Source organism: Klebsiella sp. GN_Kp190, assembly GCF_040061795.1.
GTDB classification, from domain to species: Bacteria; Pseudomonadota; Gammaproteobacteria; order Enterobacterales; family Enterobacteriaceae; genus Klebsiella; species Klebsiella michiganensis.
On record NZ_JBEAFN010000013.1, the window covers coordinates 1 to 14,257 of the forward strand.

Consider the following 14,257-nt stretch of genomic DNA (forward strand, 5'->3'; position numbering starts at 1 on the left):
CCACTTCACCGATGCGCTGCGCGGATTCGACGCCGGAATCCACCGCCGCTTTCACTGCGCCGACGTCGCCCTTCACCATCACGGTCACCAGCCCCGAGCCGATGTTTTCATAGCTAATCAGCTCGACGTTGGCGGCTTTACACATCGCATCCGCGGCTTCAATGCAGGCCACCAGACCTTTGGTTTCGATAAGCCCTAATGCATCACCCATGGTTTCTCCTCCAGAACAGTTTTGTGATTCGGAAAACCGACCGCGTAACGGCGTCAGGACGCGGATGCGGCGTTCGGGGTTCACTATAGGGAATGGCGAGTGAAGTGAAATTTAAATCTTCTCAAGGTGAATTTTTAGTTTTTTGCTCTATGAATTAGATTTTATAAGCGGGTGATTTATGCATTTGTTCTGCGATGGCGGGGCGAATTGAGTGACGATTGTGGCGATTTTTTCACCATTTAGCCGGAGGCGGATTGATGTTAATAAGTTGCTAATTTATTGCAGATCGGGGGTAATTTGACGATGTATGAAGTGTGGGGAGGATCGCGTTTTCTTCGGCAGGCTAAATGCAAAACGTGCGGTTTTACTAACGGGAAAGCGAGGAAGGAAAAGCGGGTGTGAGCTTAGTCAAGCTTGCTGCCGGACTTCAGCGTGCAGACGTAGAGCGGGGAGTTGATAGAACTGAGAAGAATGGCTTTCTCATTGAGCTTCTGCGCGTTGAGAAACAGGCCATCGTGGCTGTCGGACATCTCGCGCATAAAGTAGTCGAAGATCACGTCAGGCGACTCATCGATGGACGAGGCGCTGGATTCCCACTTGCTGATGCGATAGTGGCGCTCGGTGGTGGAGATGCGTTTGCTGGTGTAGCTAAATTTGACGTAGCGCTGGAGATAAAGCCAGCCGGCGGCGGAATCGGTGTAGCCCTCGACGACCATCGACCCTTTGCCGTTGGCGGCAAAGTTGAAATGGATATTGCCGTTGACGTTCTCTTTCTCCATGTTCTCAAAGCGCATAATCGCTTTGGTCGAGCAGCTCATCACCCCGCCGTTTTCGACCGGCAGCAGCTTCCAGGCGCAGAACCCGGCGGCGGCAATAAACACCAGGCTGGAGAGGGCGAAAAAGGGGCGCGGGGCGAGTCTCATTGCGGTTTCCATGAATAGTAAAAATAGTTATCGCAGTAGCTGAACGGGTTATCTTCATGCATCGCGCAGTGGGCCAGGAATACCCGGCCCAGGCCGTTGGTTTCCAGCCGGTCGCCATAGAAGAAGACGAAGCGTTCGCCGGGCTTGCATTCCAGCTTCAGGCGCTGGCGCACGGCATCAAAATTCTTGCCGTAGGCGGTTCCGGCAACGGAGCGCAGCATCTCATCGCTGGCCAGCAGCTCGCACTGGCTGTGGCGCATTTGCGTCAGGGTGATGGGGTGCGATGTGCTGCCGCCGAGAAAACTGCAGACCACCAGCAGCAGGGCGATGGTGAGCAGGCAGCCGCCGGCGAGATACCAGCAGGTACCGCGCGCGTGGCGGCTGGAAACGGTCTTTTGTTCTTCCGGGACCGCGGCCGGGTCTGGCTCGGCTTCTGCCGCGGGCGGCGGCTCCGGCTCCGGGCTGGCGTCGAGCCTCTCGATGGTGAGATCCGGATTGAGCTGCAGCAGTCCGCGCGACACGGTGACGATAATGTTGTCGATATCGTAGTGGCGGAAGGTTTTGCGCAGCATGCTCAGGTACTGATTGAGATTGCTGTTGGATGAGGTTAACCCGTTGTCATCCCAGACTTTTTTAAGCACCTCATCGCGGCTGACCACCTCGGTGTGGCGCAGGAAGAACCACAGCAGCGCGTTGGCGGTGATGGACAGCTGGCTGTCCGCTTCATCGCTTCCCGGTAACGTTAGCGTGCCGTCCATTGCATCATAAATAAGACGGCCATGGATGTTATAGCGCATCGTGGCCTCAATCTATCACGTCATACTTCACGTTGCTGGTGCGTTGGCTGCGTTCGCTCACCTTGGTCACATAGTTATCTATGCTCCCAGGGATTCGCTCCCTTGCCGCCTTCCTGCAACGCGAATTATTTAGTGTATATATGCTTCACGCAGGAAGCGTCATCTTCGTCAGATCGCTGACCAGCGACTGCCGGTGCCCGGGGCTCATGGTGCGCCCCTCGGTTAATTCCGATAGCCAGATGCCGTCCGCCGCATAGCGCACCAGCGTGCCGGTATGGCTATTGTCCAGTTCATCGCCTTTCGCCAGATGGTCCAGCATCCAGTCGCGCCAGCATTTTCGCAGCACCGGTTCATCCGGCATGGCCAGCGACAGCACCATTAGCTGGCGGCTCTCCTGGGTATCCGTGAGTTCCGGCGCCGACAGATAGCGCAGATAGGCGCGGGTAAAGCGGCCATAAGAGACGTTATCCGCGGCCATAAGTTCTGCAATCGCCTCTTCCATAATCGCCAGCAGGCGGGCAAAGAGGGCGAAAATCAGCGCCTGCTTGTTGGGGAAATGGTGCAGTAAACCGCCTTTGCTGACGCCCGCTTCGCGCGCGACGGCGTTCAGCGACAGCGAGGCGATACCGTCCCGGCCGGCGATGGTGGCGGCGGATTCCAGCAGTTGCTTATGCAGGCGGACGGGATCTTTTTTACGATGTTGGGCTTCCATATTCATGGCCCGAATCATACCGACCAGACGGTATGATTATTCTTGATCGCTATCAATATGCGAAGGGGCGCAGCGGGGCGGGATGACGTTATTGCGTGGAGGCTCACAGTTCACCTTATGAATTGTGGCGATATTCGCCGCGCCGCGAATATCACCCACCGAGATTCACACAGGCTTCACGTGGATAGCGAGGCCGTTTTCGCCCGGCGCCAGCTCCGGACGCAGGTTCAGAGAGGGGATCAGATAGTCGCCGTGATTCTGCCGACGGAAGGGAATGGGCGGCGTTTCGGAGAGGGTATCCAGCCGCCGGGCCAGCGCCTCGCGCAGCGCGGCGAAGCGCTGTTCATCGAGTTTGTCGGTGCGGTAGAACACCACCGGCGGCAGCACATCAAAGCCGGGATAGAACAGCATCCCGTGCTGAATGGGGAACAGGATGTCGTCGATAGACCCGTTAATTCCGCGCGGCGCGTAGTGTTCCGCCCATCCGCCGGCGGTAACGACCAGCATCGCCCGTTTCCCCGCGAACGTGCCTTCGCCGTAGCGATCGCCCCAGTGGGTTTCGCTGTGCTCGCCGACGCCGTAGGCAAAGCCGTAAGCGTAGACCCGATCAATCCAGCCCTTCATGATGGCGGGCAGCGAAAACCACCACAGCGGGAACTGAAAAATCACCGTATCGGCCCACAGCAGCTTCTCCTGTTCGCCCACGATATCCGCGCTTTGCGTGCCGTTAGCGAAGGCGTACTGCGAATCCCGCGTAGCCCGCCAGCTTGCACCGACCGGCGGGGCGCTGCTGTCGTCGGCATCAAATCCCGCCTTCCAGCGCATGGCGTAGAGATCGGACACCTGCACGTCATGACCGGCGTTTTGCAGATGCTGCACGGTAAAATCTTTCAGCGCGCCGTTAAGCGAATGCGGTTCAGGATGGGCGTAAACCAGTAGTATTTTCATTGAAATCACCTCTGAGCAATGGAGAGCTGCAGAGTAGAGTCGGCGACGCTATAGTAGAAATGAATTGCTTCAATGACAGGTATAGTGATGATTAATCTCCAGGGGCTGGATCTCAATTTGCTGCGCACGCTGAACGTTCTGCTCAGCGAAAATAACGTCACCCGCGCGGCGCAGCGCCTCAACCTGTCGCAGCCTTCGGTCAGCGTGCAGCTGGCGCGACTGCGCGAGATTTTCGCCGACCCGCTGCTGCTGCCGGGGCCGCGCGGAATGCAGCCCACCGCCCGCGCCGATGAACTGCGCGGGCCGCTGCGCGATGCGCTGCTGGCGCTGGAGCTAGCGGTAGCGCCGGTTCAGCCTTTCGACCCGGCCACGGCGGCGCAGACCTGGCGGGTGGCGGCGACGGACTATATGGCGTCGGCGATTTTGCTGCCGGTGCTCAATACCCTGCGCATCTCCTCTCCGGCCAGCCGCCTGGCGCTGTTTGAGCTACAGCCCGCGCGGCTGGTACAGCAGGCGGATCGCGACGAAGTGGATCTGTTTTTTCACACGCGAGACGGCGCGCCGCCCGGGCTGCATCAGCGTTTGCTGTTCCGCGAACGCTACGTGCTGGCGGGCAGGGCCGGGCATCCGGCGCTGCGGTCGCCATTAAGCCTGGCGCAGTTCTGCCAGCTGGAGCAGGTGATTGTCTCGCCGGACGGCGGAGGATTCAGCGCCGCGACCGATAGCGCGCTGGCGAATCTCGGGCTGGCGCGGCGGGTTGTCCTTTCCGTGCCACATTTCCTGTTTATGCTGGAGACGCTGCGCAACAGCGAGCTGGTGGCGGTGCTTCCGGAGCGGTTGGTGCGTGGCGCTGGCGGCCTGACGGTGGTTGAACCGCCGCTGGCGGTCGCCGGGTTTGAGATGCTGATGCTGTGGCACGAGCGCTGGCACCGCGATCCGGCGCACCGGTGGCTGCGCCAGCAAATCGTAACGTCATTAGAGGAAAAGCCATGTTAAGCGGATTAAATCATCTGACCCTGGCGGTCAGCCAGCTGGCGCCTAGCGTGGCGTTTTATCAGCAGCTTCCGGGGATGACGCTGCGCGCCCGCTGGGATAACGGCGCGTATTTCTCCTGCGGCGACCTCTGGCTGTGCCTGTCGCTGGACCCGCAGCGGCGCGTTATTTCGCCGGAGGAGAGCGACTACACCCACTACGCGTTCAGCATTGCGGAGGCGGATTTCGCGCTTGTTGTCGGGCGTCTGAATGCGGCTGGCGTTCCTGTTTGGAAAACCAATAAAAGCGAAGGCGCGTCGCACTATTTCCTCGACCCGGACGGCCACAAGCTGGAGCTGCACGTTGGCAATCTCGCCCAGCGCCTGGCGGCGTGCCGGAAGCAGCCCTATAAAGGTATGGTGTTTTTTGGCGAGGACGAACAGGCGGCCGGGAACCCGTAGCCCGGCTAAGCGCAGCGCGAGCCGGGGAAAAGTGGAGGCTGCATTGCGCGTTGTTTCCCCGGAGGCGGCGCTTGACGCGCCTTGTCCGGGCTACCGGCCCGTGCGCTCGGGTAGCCCGGCTAAACGCAGCGCGAGCCGGGAACATCTTTTACAATTCCTGCTTTAAAAATGTGAAGTTTTTTCCAACGTTGAGAGTATTATCCCTGGATAATTGTCTATACTTTTTTGTATATACAATCAGGATGAATATGATGCCAATGGAGTTTGAATGGGATGCGAACAAGGCAATAAGTAATCTAAGAAAACATGGAATCCGGTTTGAAGAAGCGGTGCTCGTCTTTGACGATCCCCGGCATCTTTTCCCGACAGGATCGTTATGAGAATGGTGAATATCGCTGGCAAACTCTCGGCCTCGTTCATGGGATCATTGTTATCATGGTTGCGCATTCGGTCCGTTTTGAAAGTGGAACAGAGGTCATTCGTATTATCAGCGCCCGGAAGGCGGACAGCAAAGAGAGAAATCGTTATGAACATGGTTAAACATAAACGTGACAATCCGGATACGCTTACGGCTAAGCGAGACGATGAGCTTAAAGCGCTGGCCAACAAAACGGATGATGAAATCGATTATAGCGATATTCCCGCCACAGACGACGCACAGTGGTCAGATGCCGTACGCGGTAAATTTTACCGACCGCTAAAAACTCAGGCTTCTGTCCGTATTGATGCCGATATTATGGAGTGGCTTAAACGTCCCGGGAAAGGTTATCAAACGCGACTGAATGCGATCTTAAGAGAAGCGATGATTCGCGATCTTAACAAGAAATAGCCTGCCTCATGATTACCCCGGAGGCGGCGCTTGACGCGCCTTGTCCGGGCTACGGGCCCGCAGACGGCGGGGAACCGGTAGCACCGGCCAGCGCAGACTCACCCCGGCGCCCACTCCATCGCCACCTTCACCGCCATTCCCAGCTGCACCATCACCTCTTTATGTTTATCTGTCGGCGGCAGGGCGCAGTTGATCCTTAAGCAGTTGCGATATTTCCCGGATGCTGAAAACAGCGATCCCGGCGCGACCTGGATCTTCAGCCGGCACAGCTGCTTCGCGACGCAGACCATATCCACCTGCTCCGGCAGCTCGACCCACAGCATAAAGCCGCCTTTCGGGCGGGTAACGCAGATCCCGCAGGGGAAAAACTCCCGCAGCCAGCAGGTGTAAATTTCCATATTACGCTGATAGATCTGCCGCATCCGCCGCACGTGGCGGTGATAGTGGCCTTCGCGAATAAAGTTACAGGCCGCCAGCTGGGTGGAGGGAACGTTGGTGCCGCTGGCGGCATACTTCATCTGCAGCAGACGATCGTAATAACGGCCGGGGGCAATCCAGCCGATGCGCAGGCCGGGAGCGATGGTTTTGGTAAACGAACTGCAGAGCATCACCCGGCCGTCGATATCCCAGGAATGGATGGTGCGCGGGCGCGGGTATTCGGTCGCCAGCTCACCGTAGATATCATCCTCAAAGATAACGATATCGTGGCGCTGGGCGAGGCACAGCGCCGCTCGCTTGCGGGCATCCGGCATGATAAATCCCAGCGGATTATTGCAGTTGGGGACCAGGATCACCCCTTTGATCGGCCATTGATCGAGCGCCAGCTCTAACGCCTCGATGCTGATCCCGGTTTCCGGATCGGTGGGGATCTCGATGGTTTTTAGCCCTAATCCGCGCAGCATCTGCATGGTGCCGTAGTAGCAAGGGGATTCGACGGCGACGATATCACCGGGCTGGCACACCGACAGCAGCGCCAGCGACAGCGCGCTGTGGCAGCCGCTGGTGAGCACCAGGTCGTTGGCGGTGACCACCGATCCGCCGTCGAGCATCAGGCGGGCGATCTGTTCGCGCAGTTCGCGACGCCCGGCCAGCTCGTCGTAGTTCAGCACTTCGCTCAGGTTGTGCTGAATTGCCCGGCTCAGCTCGCGCCAGATAGGCTTCAGGCTCGGCTGAGTGACGTCCGGCGAGCCGCCGCCGAAGGGGATAATCGATTTATCGTGGCGGGCGTCGAGCATGGTCAGCACCTGATCCCACTGGGTGATCTCGACGGGACGCTGGACCGGACGCGACATCGGCGGTACCGGCGGCTGGGCTTTACGCGGGGCCACGAAATAGCCGGATCGCGGCTGCGGCACGATCAACTGCTGCTGTTCCAGCGTCTGGTAGGCCTGCTGAACGGTGCTGATGCTGACGCCGTGTTGCTGGCTCAGGCTGCGTACCGACGGCAGCTTTTCGCCGGGGCGATACAGCCCCTGTTCGATGCGTTCTGCCAGCAGGCTGGCCAGATGTTGATAGCGGGTCATGCTGTATCCTTGATCGTCGCCATACAGATCAATAAACCAGTACAGATTGGCGGTAAAAATGAGGTCTGCTGTACGTTTTAGCGAATCTGTATGTTAAAGAAAAGTATTTTGTGAATCTGTATTGTTTGGCCGCGGATCCGTGAAGATAAAGCCTCTGGCAAGGTGAGGAGGTAGAGGATGGAATTTCACGAGAATCGGGCAAGACAGCCGTTTATCGGCTTCGTGTTTCTGGCGCGGATAATCAAAAAATGGTGGCTTCGCGAACAAACGCGCAGAACATTGCAGCGTATGAGCGACGAACAGCTAAAAGATGTCGGGCTGCGTCGGGATCAGATCAATTAAAAAGTGCGATTTGTTACCCGGCATTTTCCCGGAGGCGGCGCTTGACGCGCCTGTCCGGGCGACCAGACCGCGCAGAGCCGTAGCCCCGGTAAGCGTGAGCGCGACCGGGGTTTCCCCGGAGGCGGCGCTTGACGCGCCTGTCCGGGCTACCAGACCGTGCAGAACTGTAGCCCCGGTAAGCGTGAGCGCGACCGGGGATTTCCCCGGAGGCGGCGCTTGACGCGCCTGTCCGGGCGACCATACCGCGCAGAGCTGTAGCCCCGGTAAGCGTGAGCGCGACCGGGGATAATACATTCACAGAATTTATCAATTCATGCTTATCCACTCTTCGTTTCTTGATACTTACCGTGATAAGTATTATTTTCCTCACCGTTAAGTGAGGAAAAAAAGATGACCGAAGACGACCTGTTTGCCCGCCGCCCGATGGGGATGCGCATGGCGATGGTGGTGCGCCAGTGGCGCGCGATTATTGATTCTGCCATTACCGATACCGGCCTGACCCAGTCAAGCTGGACGGTGCTGATGCAGCTGCATCAGCTGGGGGATAACGTCTCGGTCAGCGAGCTGGCGGAGGTGCAGGGCATTGAACTGCCGCCGCTGATGCGCACCCTCACGCAGCTGGAAAAGCAGGGCTATCTGCTGCGTTCTACATCGCCTTATGACAAACGCATACGCCTGCTGACGCTGACGGCGGAAGGCCGAGCTATTCTGGAGAAGCTGAACCGCGTGATTGAGACCTATCAACAGCGCGTCACCGAAACTATCCCTGAAGCGCAGCTCGCCGCCTTTAGCGCTACGTTAAATCAAATCGCCTGCAATCTGCGGACTATCCGCGAAGAAGATAACAAGATCTAAAACACTATGATGACCCCTGAACAGAAATTTGCCCGCTGGGTAAGGGTGAGTATTGCCGCCTTCCTGGCCATATTCGCCTGGTTTATCGTTGCCGATATCTGGATCCCGCTCACGCCGGACTCCACCGTGATGCGCGTGGTCACGCCGGTCTCGTCGCGCGTCTCCGGCTATGTCTCCCATGTCTATGTGCACAACAACAGCCAGGTGAAGAAGGGCGACCTGCTCTATGAACTGGACCCGACGCCGTTTATCAATAAAGTGGAAGCGGCGCAGATCGCCCTTGAACAGGCGAAACTCAGCAACCAGCAGCTGGACGCGCAGATCGCCTCTGCCCGCGCCAACCTGCGCACCGCCCAGTACACCGCGCGCAACGATAAGGTGACCTTCGAGCGCTACCAGCGCCTGAGCACCATGCAGAACGTTTCCCAGTCGGATCTGGATAAAGTGCGCACCACCTGGCAGACCAGCGAGCAGTCGGTCAGCGCGCTCAACGCCAGTATCCAGAATCTGCTGATCCAGCGCGGCGAGCGCGACGATGGGCGCAACGTCACGCTGCAGAAGTACCGCAATGCGCTGGAAGAGGCGCAGCTTAACCTCGGCTGGACGAAGGTCCGCGCGGAGACCGACGGGATGGTGAGCAACCTGCAGCTTAACCCCGGTCTGTACGCCACCGCCGCCACGCCGCTGCTGGCGCTGGTGAGCAATCAGACCGATATCGTCGCTGATTTCCGCGAGAAGAGCCTGCGCCACACCGGCGTCAATACCGATGCCGCGGTGGTGTTTGATGCGCTGCCGGGGAAAGTCTTCCCGGCGCACGTCACCAGCAGCGATGCCGGTATTCTGGCCGGCCAGGAAGAGGTCAATGGCCAGCTATCGCAGCCGGAGCAGTCCACCCGCTGGGTGCGCGACGCGCAGCGCATGCGCATTCACGTCGCCCTGGACGAGCCGCTGGATAAGCCGCTGCCCACTGGCGCCCGCGCGACGGTACAGCTCTATAACAGCGATGGCCCGTTCGCCCGTACCTTCGCCGGCGCGCAGATCCATCTGGTGAGCTTCCTGCACTATGTCTATTAATACCCTGGCGCGGGTCTTCACCCCGCACGGCAACATCGTCTACACGGCGAACGATTTTCGCCAGACGCTGCGCATCGCCGTGGCCGGCACTATCGCACTGAGCATTTCGACCTTCTACGACGTACAGTACGGCGTCTTTTTCGTGGTTTATCCGCTGATGCTGCTGTCGCTGGTGCCGGTATTTAACCGTCACGTGGCGCGGCAGTTTGTGTTCAGCGCAGCGGTAAACTGCGTCGAAATGGTATTAATCGTCGGCTATCTGTCGCAGTGGCCGGTGATTATGACGCTGGTGGTGTTTGGCCTGTACGTGATGCGCTTTCGCTTTATGAGCCAGGGGCCGCTGTTTCTGCTGGGGTCGATGGGCGTGGTGTGTCAAAGCACGATGCTCAACTTTATGAGCTATCCCACCAGCAACTGGCACACCCTGATGTTCTCCAATATGGAGGCCTGCGTGATGGCGGTGGCGCTCAGCGCGCTGCTGAACTACTTCATCCCGGACGTTGAACCGCGCAAGCCGCCGCCGCGCATTGAAAAAGATGCTGCCCGTATTCGCCACGAATCGCTGCTCTCCGGCAGCGTGGCGACAATGATCTTTGTGATCTTTCAGGTCTGCGATCTGAGCGACTCGCTGTCGGCGCTAATGGCGGGGATTTTAATTCTGTTCCCGATGCACTATCGCGGCGCGGTGATTAGCTCGATCTGGCGCGTGGTGGGGGTGGTGCTGGCCTGCCTTTATATCCTGGTGGTGCAGCTGATTATCTACGACTTCAGCAATCATATGGTGCTGATGATGCCGCTGATTGGTCTCGGCCTGGCGTTTAGCGCCCGCCTGCACGTGATGGAGAAGGTGGGGGCCGGCGTTGGCTTCGCCAGCATTACCACCATCGGCATCATGTTCGGCCAGAACCTGCATCCGGACCAGGACCTGGTGTTCAGCGATCTGTACCGCATCACTTCCGTCACCGTGGCGCTGATCGTTACGCTGACCATGGTCTTCCTTATGCATCGGCTGCTGAACTGCTTTGCGCCAACCCGATTCGTAGTGACCGAATAAGCTCAGGCCGCCAGCGCCCGCTGCGCGTCCCGAAAAGCGTTGTGCAGCAGCCGCCACATATGATGCGCCGCCGGGGAAAAGCGGCGGTCGGAGTTGCGTAGCAGGTGGCACTGGGCGCTGCTGGCGATGGGATGATCGATGGGGACCGCGGTCAGAATACCGTGGGCTATTGCTTCCCGGGCGGCGTATGCGGTCATAAAAGAGATCCCCAATCCCGCCTGGCTCAGGCTCATGGCGGTGGAAAAGAGGTTGCAGCGATAGGCCGGATGAAACTGCCGTCCGGCGGTTTTAAACATGGCGTTCATATGGCGCTGCAGGCCAAAGCTGTCGGTGAGCGCGATCAGGCGATATTGCGTAAGCTCATCGATGGTGACGGCGGGCAGGGCAGCGATGGGATGCTGTGGCGAGACCACGGCGCAGATAGGGCCCCACTGAAAGCTGTGGCGTTTAAGCTCCGGGTTGCCGATGGGGCCGAAGGCGACCGCCATATCCGCTTCGCCGCTGGCGATATCGTTGAGCATCTCCTGCATGCTGCCGACAATAATATCCACGAACACGTTAGGCCAGGACTGAGAAAAGGTGCTCATCACCGATTCAATAAAGGTGGTGACCAGCCCGCCGCCAATCCTCACCGAGATAGTCCCGCCGCGCATATGGCGTAAATCCTTCAGGTGACTTTCCAGCTTTTCCCGGCGCTGACGGCTTTCGTAGTAGTCCTCCGCCAGCAGACGTCCGGCTTCGGTCAGCACCACGTTTCGTCCCTGGCGTTCCAGCAGCGGCAGCTCCAGCGCCCGTTCCAGCTGCGCTATCTGGCGGCTGATGACTGACGGGTTGATGCCCAGCATATCGGCGGCCCGGCGAATGCCTCCCTGAATCCCGACTTCATACAGATAGCTCATCGGCCTCTCATGCAACATCGTTTCTCGCTCCTTTGTTGACCTGTAGTCAACAATAACACCCTTTCACAGGTATTTATCATCCCGGCAAGTTATAGATAATCGTAATTCGGACAAAAACTGACAGGGAGGAAAATTCTCATCGCTTATTCCCGGCGCGCTATTAAGGCGGCAAGGCTCGGGGAGTTGAAGAATAAGAAATGGTGATGATGCTGATTAAGGGAATATGGAAAAGCTTATCAGTGAAAATAATAAATTCGAATAACAATAAATTGACATAATTTCAAATTGCAAACAATCGCACTAACATTTCATTATGTGAGAGGACAGGGTATGAGTGAAAATAAAACGTTGGAATGTTCCTCCGACGAAACGACAAATGAGTGGAAAGTCGGGCCCGGAGCCTGGATTTCACTGATCGTCGTATTGTTAGTTTTCTCCGGGTTGCTGTTTAAGGTTGAGGGCATGGCCTGGCTGGGGGCGTTTGACTTTACCACCCTCGGCGGCGCGTTCGGCACCATGAAAACGCCGGAAACCAACACCTTTATCGGCAGCGGCGGCATCAGCGCCAAGGCCGGCTTCCTGTTTGCCCTGTCGCTGGTGCCGACGGTGATGCTGGCGCTGGGGCTGCTGGAGATATTTACCCACTACGGCGCGATCCGCGCGGCGCATAAGCTGCTGACCCCGCTGCTTCGCCCGCTGCTCGGGATCCCGGGTTATACCGGCCTGGCGCTGATTACCGACTTACAGAGTACCGATGCCGGGGCGGCGCTGACCAAAGAGCTGTATGACAGCGACAAAATAAATCGTAAGGATCTGGTTATTATGGGCGCCTGGCAATATTCCGGCGCCGGTCTGATTAATAACTACTTCTCGATTGGCTCAGCGCTTTTCGCTTCGTTAACCATTCCTATCATTATTCCGCTGCTTTTAATGTTTGTGCTGAAATTTGTCGGCGCGGCAATCACGCGTCTGGTTCTGAATACCGCTTATAAAAGGGATTTTGAAAATGAATAATTCGGCAAAAGTCGGCAGTAACCCGTTCGATATTTTCGTTATCGGCGCGCGCAAAGGATTTAATATCGCCATCAACAATCTGATGCCGAATGTATTAATGGCCTACGTGATCGCTGAAATGCTTAATTTGCTCGGCGTGATGCAGATCATCGGCCACGTCTGCGCGCCGCTGATGGGCCTGTTTGGCCTGCCGGGTGAAGCCATTACCGTATTGCTGACCTCCTGGCTTTCCGCCTCTGCGGGAACCGGCGTGGCGGTGAGCCTGTTGAGCAAAGGCACCCTCAACGTGGCGGATATCACGATTCTCATCCCGGCGATTTTCCTCATGGGTTCGCAGCTTCAGTACATGGGGCGCCTGCTCGGTGTGGCGGATGTCCCGAAAAAATATTGGCCGCTGCTGATGGCGGTGAGCATTATCAATGCCGTTATCGCCATGCTGGTCATGCGCGTGATTGCATAATAGAAGGCAAGGAGTAAGACGTGTCGCGAACTTTAGAGCATTTCAACTATCTGCATCAAATCCCTGAACTGGGCTTTGAGGAGCACAAAACGTCGGCATACATCGGCGATGCATTAGAAGCCGCGGGGTTTCAGGTTCAGCGCAACGTCGGCGGCACCACCGGCATTGTTGCGCTGCTGGATAGCGGTAAGCCGGGGCCGGTCGTGGCGCTGCGGGCGGATATGGATGCGCTGGGCCATATCATCGATGGCCGCTTAGAGGCTCGCCATACCTGTGGTCATGACGGGCACTCTTCGGTGGTGTTGACCGCCGCGGAAGAGATCCTCGCCGAAGGGCTGGTGAAGCGCGGGAAGCTGAAAATACTCTTTCAGCCCGCCGAAGAGCTGGGCACCGGGGCGATCGCGCTGACGGAAGCGGGCGTGCTGGACGACGTGGAGATGCTGTTCGGCTTCCACCTCAGGCCGCTGGAGGAGTGCCCGAAGGGCAAGGCGGTGCCGGCGATGTACTACTCCGCCTCGGCGACGGTGATGGTCGATTTCCACGGCAAAGCCGCGCATGCCGCCCGGCCTCACCTGGGCGTTAACGCGCTGGATGCCGCGTCGCACGCGGTGCAGGCGGTAAACGGGATTCATCTGGCGCCTTCGCTGACCTGGAGCGCTAAAGCGACGCGCTTTCTGTGCGATGCGGGGGTAACCAACTCGGTGCCGGCGAAAGCGCACGTGTGCTGGGATCTGCGCAGTGCGGAAAATGACGGTATGGCGACGCTGAAAGAGCGGGTGGTGCGGGCGATAGAGAGCAGCGCGGCGGCTTACGGCGCCACCGTTGATATCCAGATCGTCAAGGAGATGCCCGCCGCGATTATCGACGAACAGGCTACGGCTATCGTCAGCCAGGCGATCCGGGAAACGTTTGGCGAAGCCGGCTTAACGGCGGCGAAGAGTACGCCGGGCAGCGAGGACTTTTTCCACTATCTGCGCCTGCGTCCACAGGTGAAGGGCGGGTTCTGGGGGCTGGGCTGCGACCTGCTGCCGGGGCTGCATCATCCGGAGATGCACTTCGACCGCGCCGCGCTGGCGGATGGCGTGCGGGTGTTTAAATCCTGCGTTCGCCAGCTGCTGGGCTGAGGGAACAAACCCGGATATTGTGCTCACTGTACGCCGCCGGGCGATGATTCGCGCGCTGG

17 protein-coding genes and 1 pseudogene are annotated in these 14,257 nt (G+C 58.3%); 11 read left to right on the forward strand and 7 right to left on the reverse strand.

From position 1 onward, the window contains the following. From ABLU67_RS10620 to ABLU67_RS10640, 5 genes are all read right to left on the reverse strand, one after another. Positions 1-211 (reverse strand): BMC domain-containing protein (locus ABLU67_RS10620; protein ID WP_319610931.1); only part of this gene is annotated, 211 nt, incomplete at its 3' end. 404 nt (positions 212-615) lie between these two features. After that, complete coding sequence (locus ABLU67_RS10625) at positions 616-1,134, reverse strand: FidL-like protein (protein ID WP_004098240.1); 519 nt, start codon at positions 1,132-1,134, stop codon at positions 616-618. Beyond that, positions 1,131-1,931 carry a winged helix-turn-helix domain-containing protein gene (locus ABLU67_RS10630; RefSeq protein ID WP_014227752.1) on the reverse strand — a complete coding sequence of 267 codons (801 nt, stop codon included), beginning with the start codon at positions 1,929-1,931 and terminating at the stop codon, positions 1,131-1,133. The genes ABLU67_RS10625 and ABLU67_RS10630 overlap by 4 nt, the downstream gene beginning before the upstream one ends. Before the next feature lie 145 nt (positions 1,932-2,076). Further along, a complete protein-coding gene (locus ABLU67_RS10635) occupies positions 2,077-2,661 on the reverse strand; it encodes a TetR/AcrR family transcriptional regulator (protein ID WP_004098242.1) in 585 nt (194 codons plus the stop codon). A gap of 147 nt (positions 2,662-2,808) precedes the next feature. Continuing rightward, the gene (locus ABLU67_RS10640) at positions 2,809-3,591 is read right to left on the reverse strand and encodes an NAD(P)H-dependent oxidoreductase (protein ID WP_064358753.1); all 783 of its coding nucleotides are present in this window, start codon (positions 3,589-3,591) and stop codon (positions 2,809-2,811) included. An 87-nt stretch (positions 3,592-3,678) separates the two neighbouring features. Between ABLU67_RS10640 and ABLU67_RS10645 the strand changes: the two genes are divergently transcribed. The 4 genes and pseudogenes from ABLU67_RS10645 (at position 3,679) to ABLU67_RS10660 (ending at position 5,853) form a co-directional block, all read left to right on the forward strand. Continuing rightward, on the forward strand, positions 3,679-4,587 hold the full coding sequence (locus ABLU67_RS10645) for a LysR family transcriptional regulator (RefSeq protein WP_064358754.1): 909 nt from the start codon (positions 3,679-3,681) through the stop codon (positions 4,585-4,587). Then, the gene (locus ABLU67_RS10650; RefSeq protein WP_064358755.1) at positions 4,581-5,024 is read left to right on the forward strand and encodes a FosA family fosfomycin resistance glutathione transferase; all 444 of its coding nucleotides are present in this window, start codon (positions 4,581-4,583) and stop codon (positions 5,022-5,024) included. Before ABLU67_RS10645 ends, ABLU67_RS10650 begins: the two co-directional genes overlap by 7 nt. A 251-nt stretch (positions 5,025-5,275) precedes the next feature. Further along, positions 5,276-5,564: pseudogene (locus tag ABLU67_RS10655) on the forward strand (BrnT family toxin). After that, a complete protein-coding gene (locus tag ABLU67_RS10660) occupies positions 5,551-5,853 on the forward strand; it encodes a BrnA antitoxin family protein (protein ID WP_014227757.1) in 303 nt (100 codons plus the stop codon). The pseudogene ABLU67_RS10655 and the gene ABLU67_RS10660 overlap by 14 nt, the downstream one beginning before the upstream one ends. A 98-nt stretch (positions 5,854-5,951) precedes the next feature. Here the strand turns inward: ABLU67_RS10660 and ABLU67_RS10665 are convergent, their stop codons facing one another. Further along, a complete protein-coding gene (locus ABLU67_RS10665; RefSeq protein ID WP_064358756.1) occupies positions 5,952-7,376 on the reverse strand; it encodes a PLP-dependent aminotransferase family protein in 1,425 nt (474 codons plus the stop codon). 177 nt (positions 7,377-7,553) lie between these two features. Between ABLU67_RS10665 and ABLU67_RS10670 the strand changes: the two genes are divergently transcribed. The 4 genes from ABLU67_RS10670 to ABLU67_RS10685 all read left to right on the forward strand — a co-directional run bounded on the left by ABLU67_RS10670 (position 7,554) and on the right by ABLU67_RS10685 (position 10,701). Further along, positions 7,554-7,718, forward strand: coding sequence for a DUF1127 domain-containing protein (locus tag ABLU67_RS10670; protein WP_004098259.1), 165 nt, complete (start codon positions 7,554-7,556; stop codon positions 7,716-7,718). A 390-nt stretch (positions 7,719-8,108) separates the two neighbouring features. Further along, positions 8,109-8,573: a MarR family transcriptional regulator gene (locus tag ABLU67_RS10675; protein WP_014227766.1), complete on the forward strand. Its 465-nt coding sequence runs from the start codon at positions 8,109-8,111 to the stop codon at positions 8,571-8,573. A gap of 6 nt (positions 8,574-8,579) precedes the next feature. Beyond that, complete coding sequence (locus ABLU67_RS10680; RefSeq protein ID WP_032693019.1) at positions 8,580-9,647, forward strand: HlyD family secretion protein; 1,068 nt, start codon at positions 8,580-8,582, stop codon at positions 9,645-9,647. Next, a complete protein-coding gene (locus ABLU67_RS10685; RefSeq protein WP_004098265.1) occupies positions 9,637-10,701 on the forward strand; it encodes a DUF2955 domain-containing protein in 1,065 nt (354 codons plus the stop codon). The genes ABLU67_RS10680 and ABLU67_RS10685 overlap by 11 nt, the downstream gene beginning before the upstream one ends. 2 nt (positions 10,702-10,703) lie before the next feature. Here ABLU67_RS10685 and ABLU67_RS10690 read toward each other — a convergent pair whose 3' ends face one another. Next, the gene (locus ABLU67_RS10690) at positions 10,704-11,618 is read right to left on the reverse strand and encodes a LysR substrate-binding domain-containing protein (protein WP_049102130.1); all 915 of its coding nucleotides are present in this window, start codon (positions 11,616-11,618) and stop codon (positions 10,704-10,706) included. Positions 11,619-11,930: 312 nt separating this feature from the next. On the opposite strand from ABLU67_RS10690, the gene ABLU67_RS10695 reads away from it, so the two are divergent. Genes ABLU67_RS10695 through ABLU67_RS10705 form a run of 3 tightly spaced genes read left to right on the forward strand, consistent with a single transcriptional unit; the run spans position 11,931 to position 14,198 of the window. Continuing rightward, positions 11,931-12,614, forward strand: coding sequence for a nucleoside recognition domain-containing protein (locus ABLU67_RS10695; protein ID WP_014227768.1), 684 nt, complete (start codon positions 11,931-11,933; stop codon positions 12,612-12,614). Beyond that, entirely contained in the window at positions 12,607-13,074 is a 468-nt protein-coding gene (locus ABLU67_RS10700; RefSeq protein WP_004128539.1) for a YjiG family protein, read from the forward strand. Before ABLU67_RS10695 ends, ABLU67_RS10700 begins: the two co-directional genes overlap by 8 nt. Positions 13,075-13,094: 20 nt before the next feature. Further along, positions 13,095-14,198 (forward strand): M20 peptidase aminoacylase family protein, encoded by a 1,104-nt coding sequence (locus tag ABLU67_RS10705; RefSeq protein ID WP_025108162.1) that lies wholly within the window; start codon positions 13,095-13,097, stop codon positions 14,196-14,198. The last annotated feature ends 59 nt before the right edge of the window (positions 14,199-14,257 follow it).

Bases quoted from the DNA above. Each gene is read 5' to 3' on its own strand.
- ABLU67_RS10625 (WP_004098240.1), bottom strand. From the start codon at position 1,134: ATGAGACTCGCCCCGCGCCCCTTTTTCGCCCTCTCCAGCCTGGTGTTT.
- ABLU67_RS10630 (WP_014227752.1), bottom strand. From the start codon at position 1,931: ATGCGCTATAACATCCATGGCCGTCTTATTTATGATGCAATGGACGGC.
- ABLU67_RS10635 (WP_004098242.1), bottom strand. From the start codon at position 2,661: ATGATTCGGGCCATGAATATGGAAGCCCAACATCGTAAAAAAGATCCC.
- ABLU67_RS10640 (WP_064358753.1), bottom strand. From the start codon at position 3,591: ATGAAAATACTACTGGTTTACGCCCATCCTGAACCGCATTCGCTTAAC.
- ABLU67_RS10645 (WP_064358754.1), top strand. From the start codon at position 3,679: ATGATTAATCTCCAGGGGCTGGATCTCAATTTGCTGCGCACGCTGAAC.
- ABLU67_RS10650 (WP_064358755.1), top strand. From the start codon at position 4,581: ATGTTAAGCGGATTAAATCATCTGACCCTGGCGGTCAGCCAGCTGGCG.
- ABLU67_RS10660 (WP_014227757.1), top strand. From the start codon at position 5,551: ATGAACATGGTTAAACATAAACGTGACAATCCGGATACGCTTACGGCT.
- ABLU67_RS10665 (WP_064358756.1), bottom strand. From the start codon at position 7,376: ATGACCCGCTATCAACATCTGGCCAGCCTGCTGGCAGAACGCATCGAA.
- ABLU67_RS10670 (WP_004098259.1), top strand. From the start codon at position 7,554: ATGGAATTTCACGAGAATCGGGCAAGACAGCCGTTTATCGGCTTCGTG.
- ABLU67_RS10675 (WP_014227766.1), top strand. From the start codon at position 8,109: ATGACCGAAGACGACCTGTTTGCCCGCCGCCCGATGGGGATGCGCATG.
- ABLU67_RS10680 (WP_032693019.1), top strand. From the start codon at position 8,580: ATGATGACCCCTGAACAGAAATTTGCCCGCTGGGTAAGGGTGAGTATT.
- ABLU67_RS10685 (WP_004098265.1), top strand. From the start codon at position 9,637: ATGTCTATTAATACCCTGGCGCGGGTCTTCACCCCGCACGGCAACATC.
- ABLU67_RS10690 (WP_049102130.1), bottom strand. From the start codon at position 11,618: ATGTTGCATGAGAGGCCGATGAGCTATCTGTATGAAGTCGGGATTCAG.
- ABLU67_RS10695 (WP_014227768.1), top strand. From the start codon at position 11,931: ATGAGTGAAAATAAAACGTTGGAATGTTCCTCCGACGAAACGACAAAT.
- ABLU67_RS10700 (WP_004128539.1), top strand. From the start codon at position 12,607: ATGAATAATTCGGCAAAAGTCGGCAGTAACCCGTTCGATATTTTCGTT.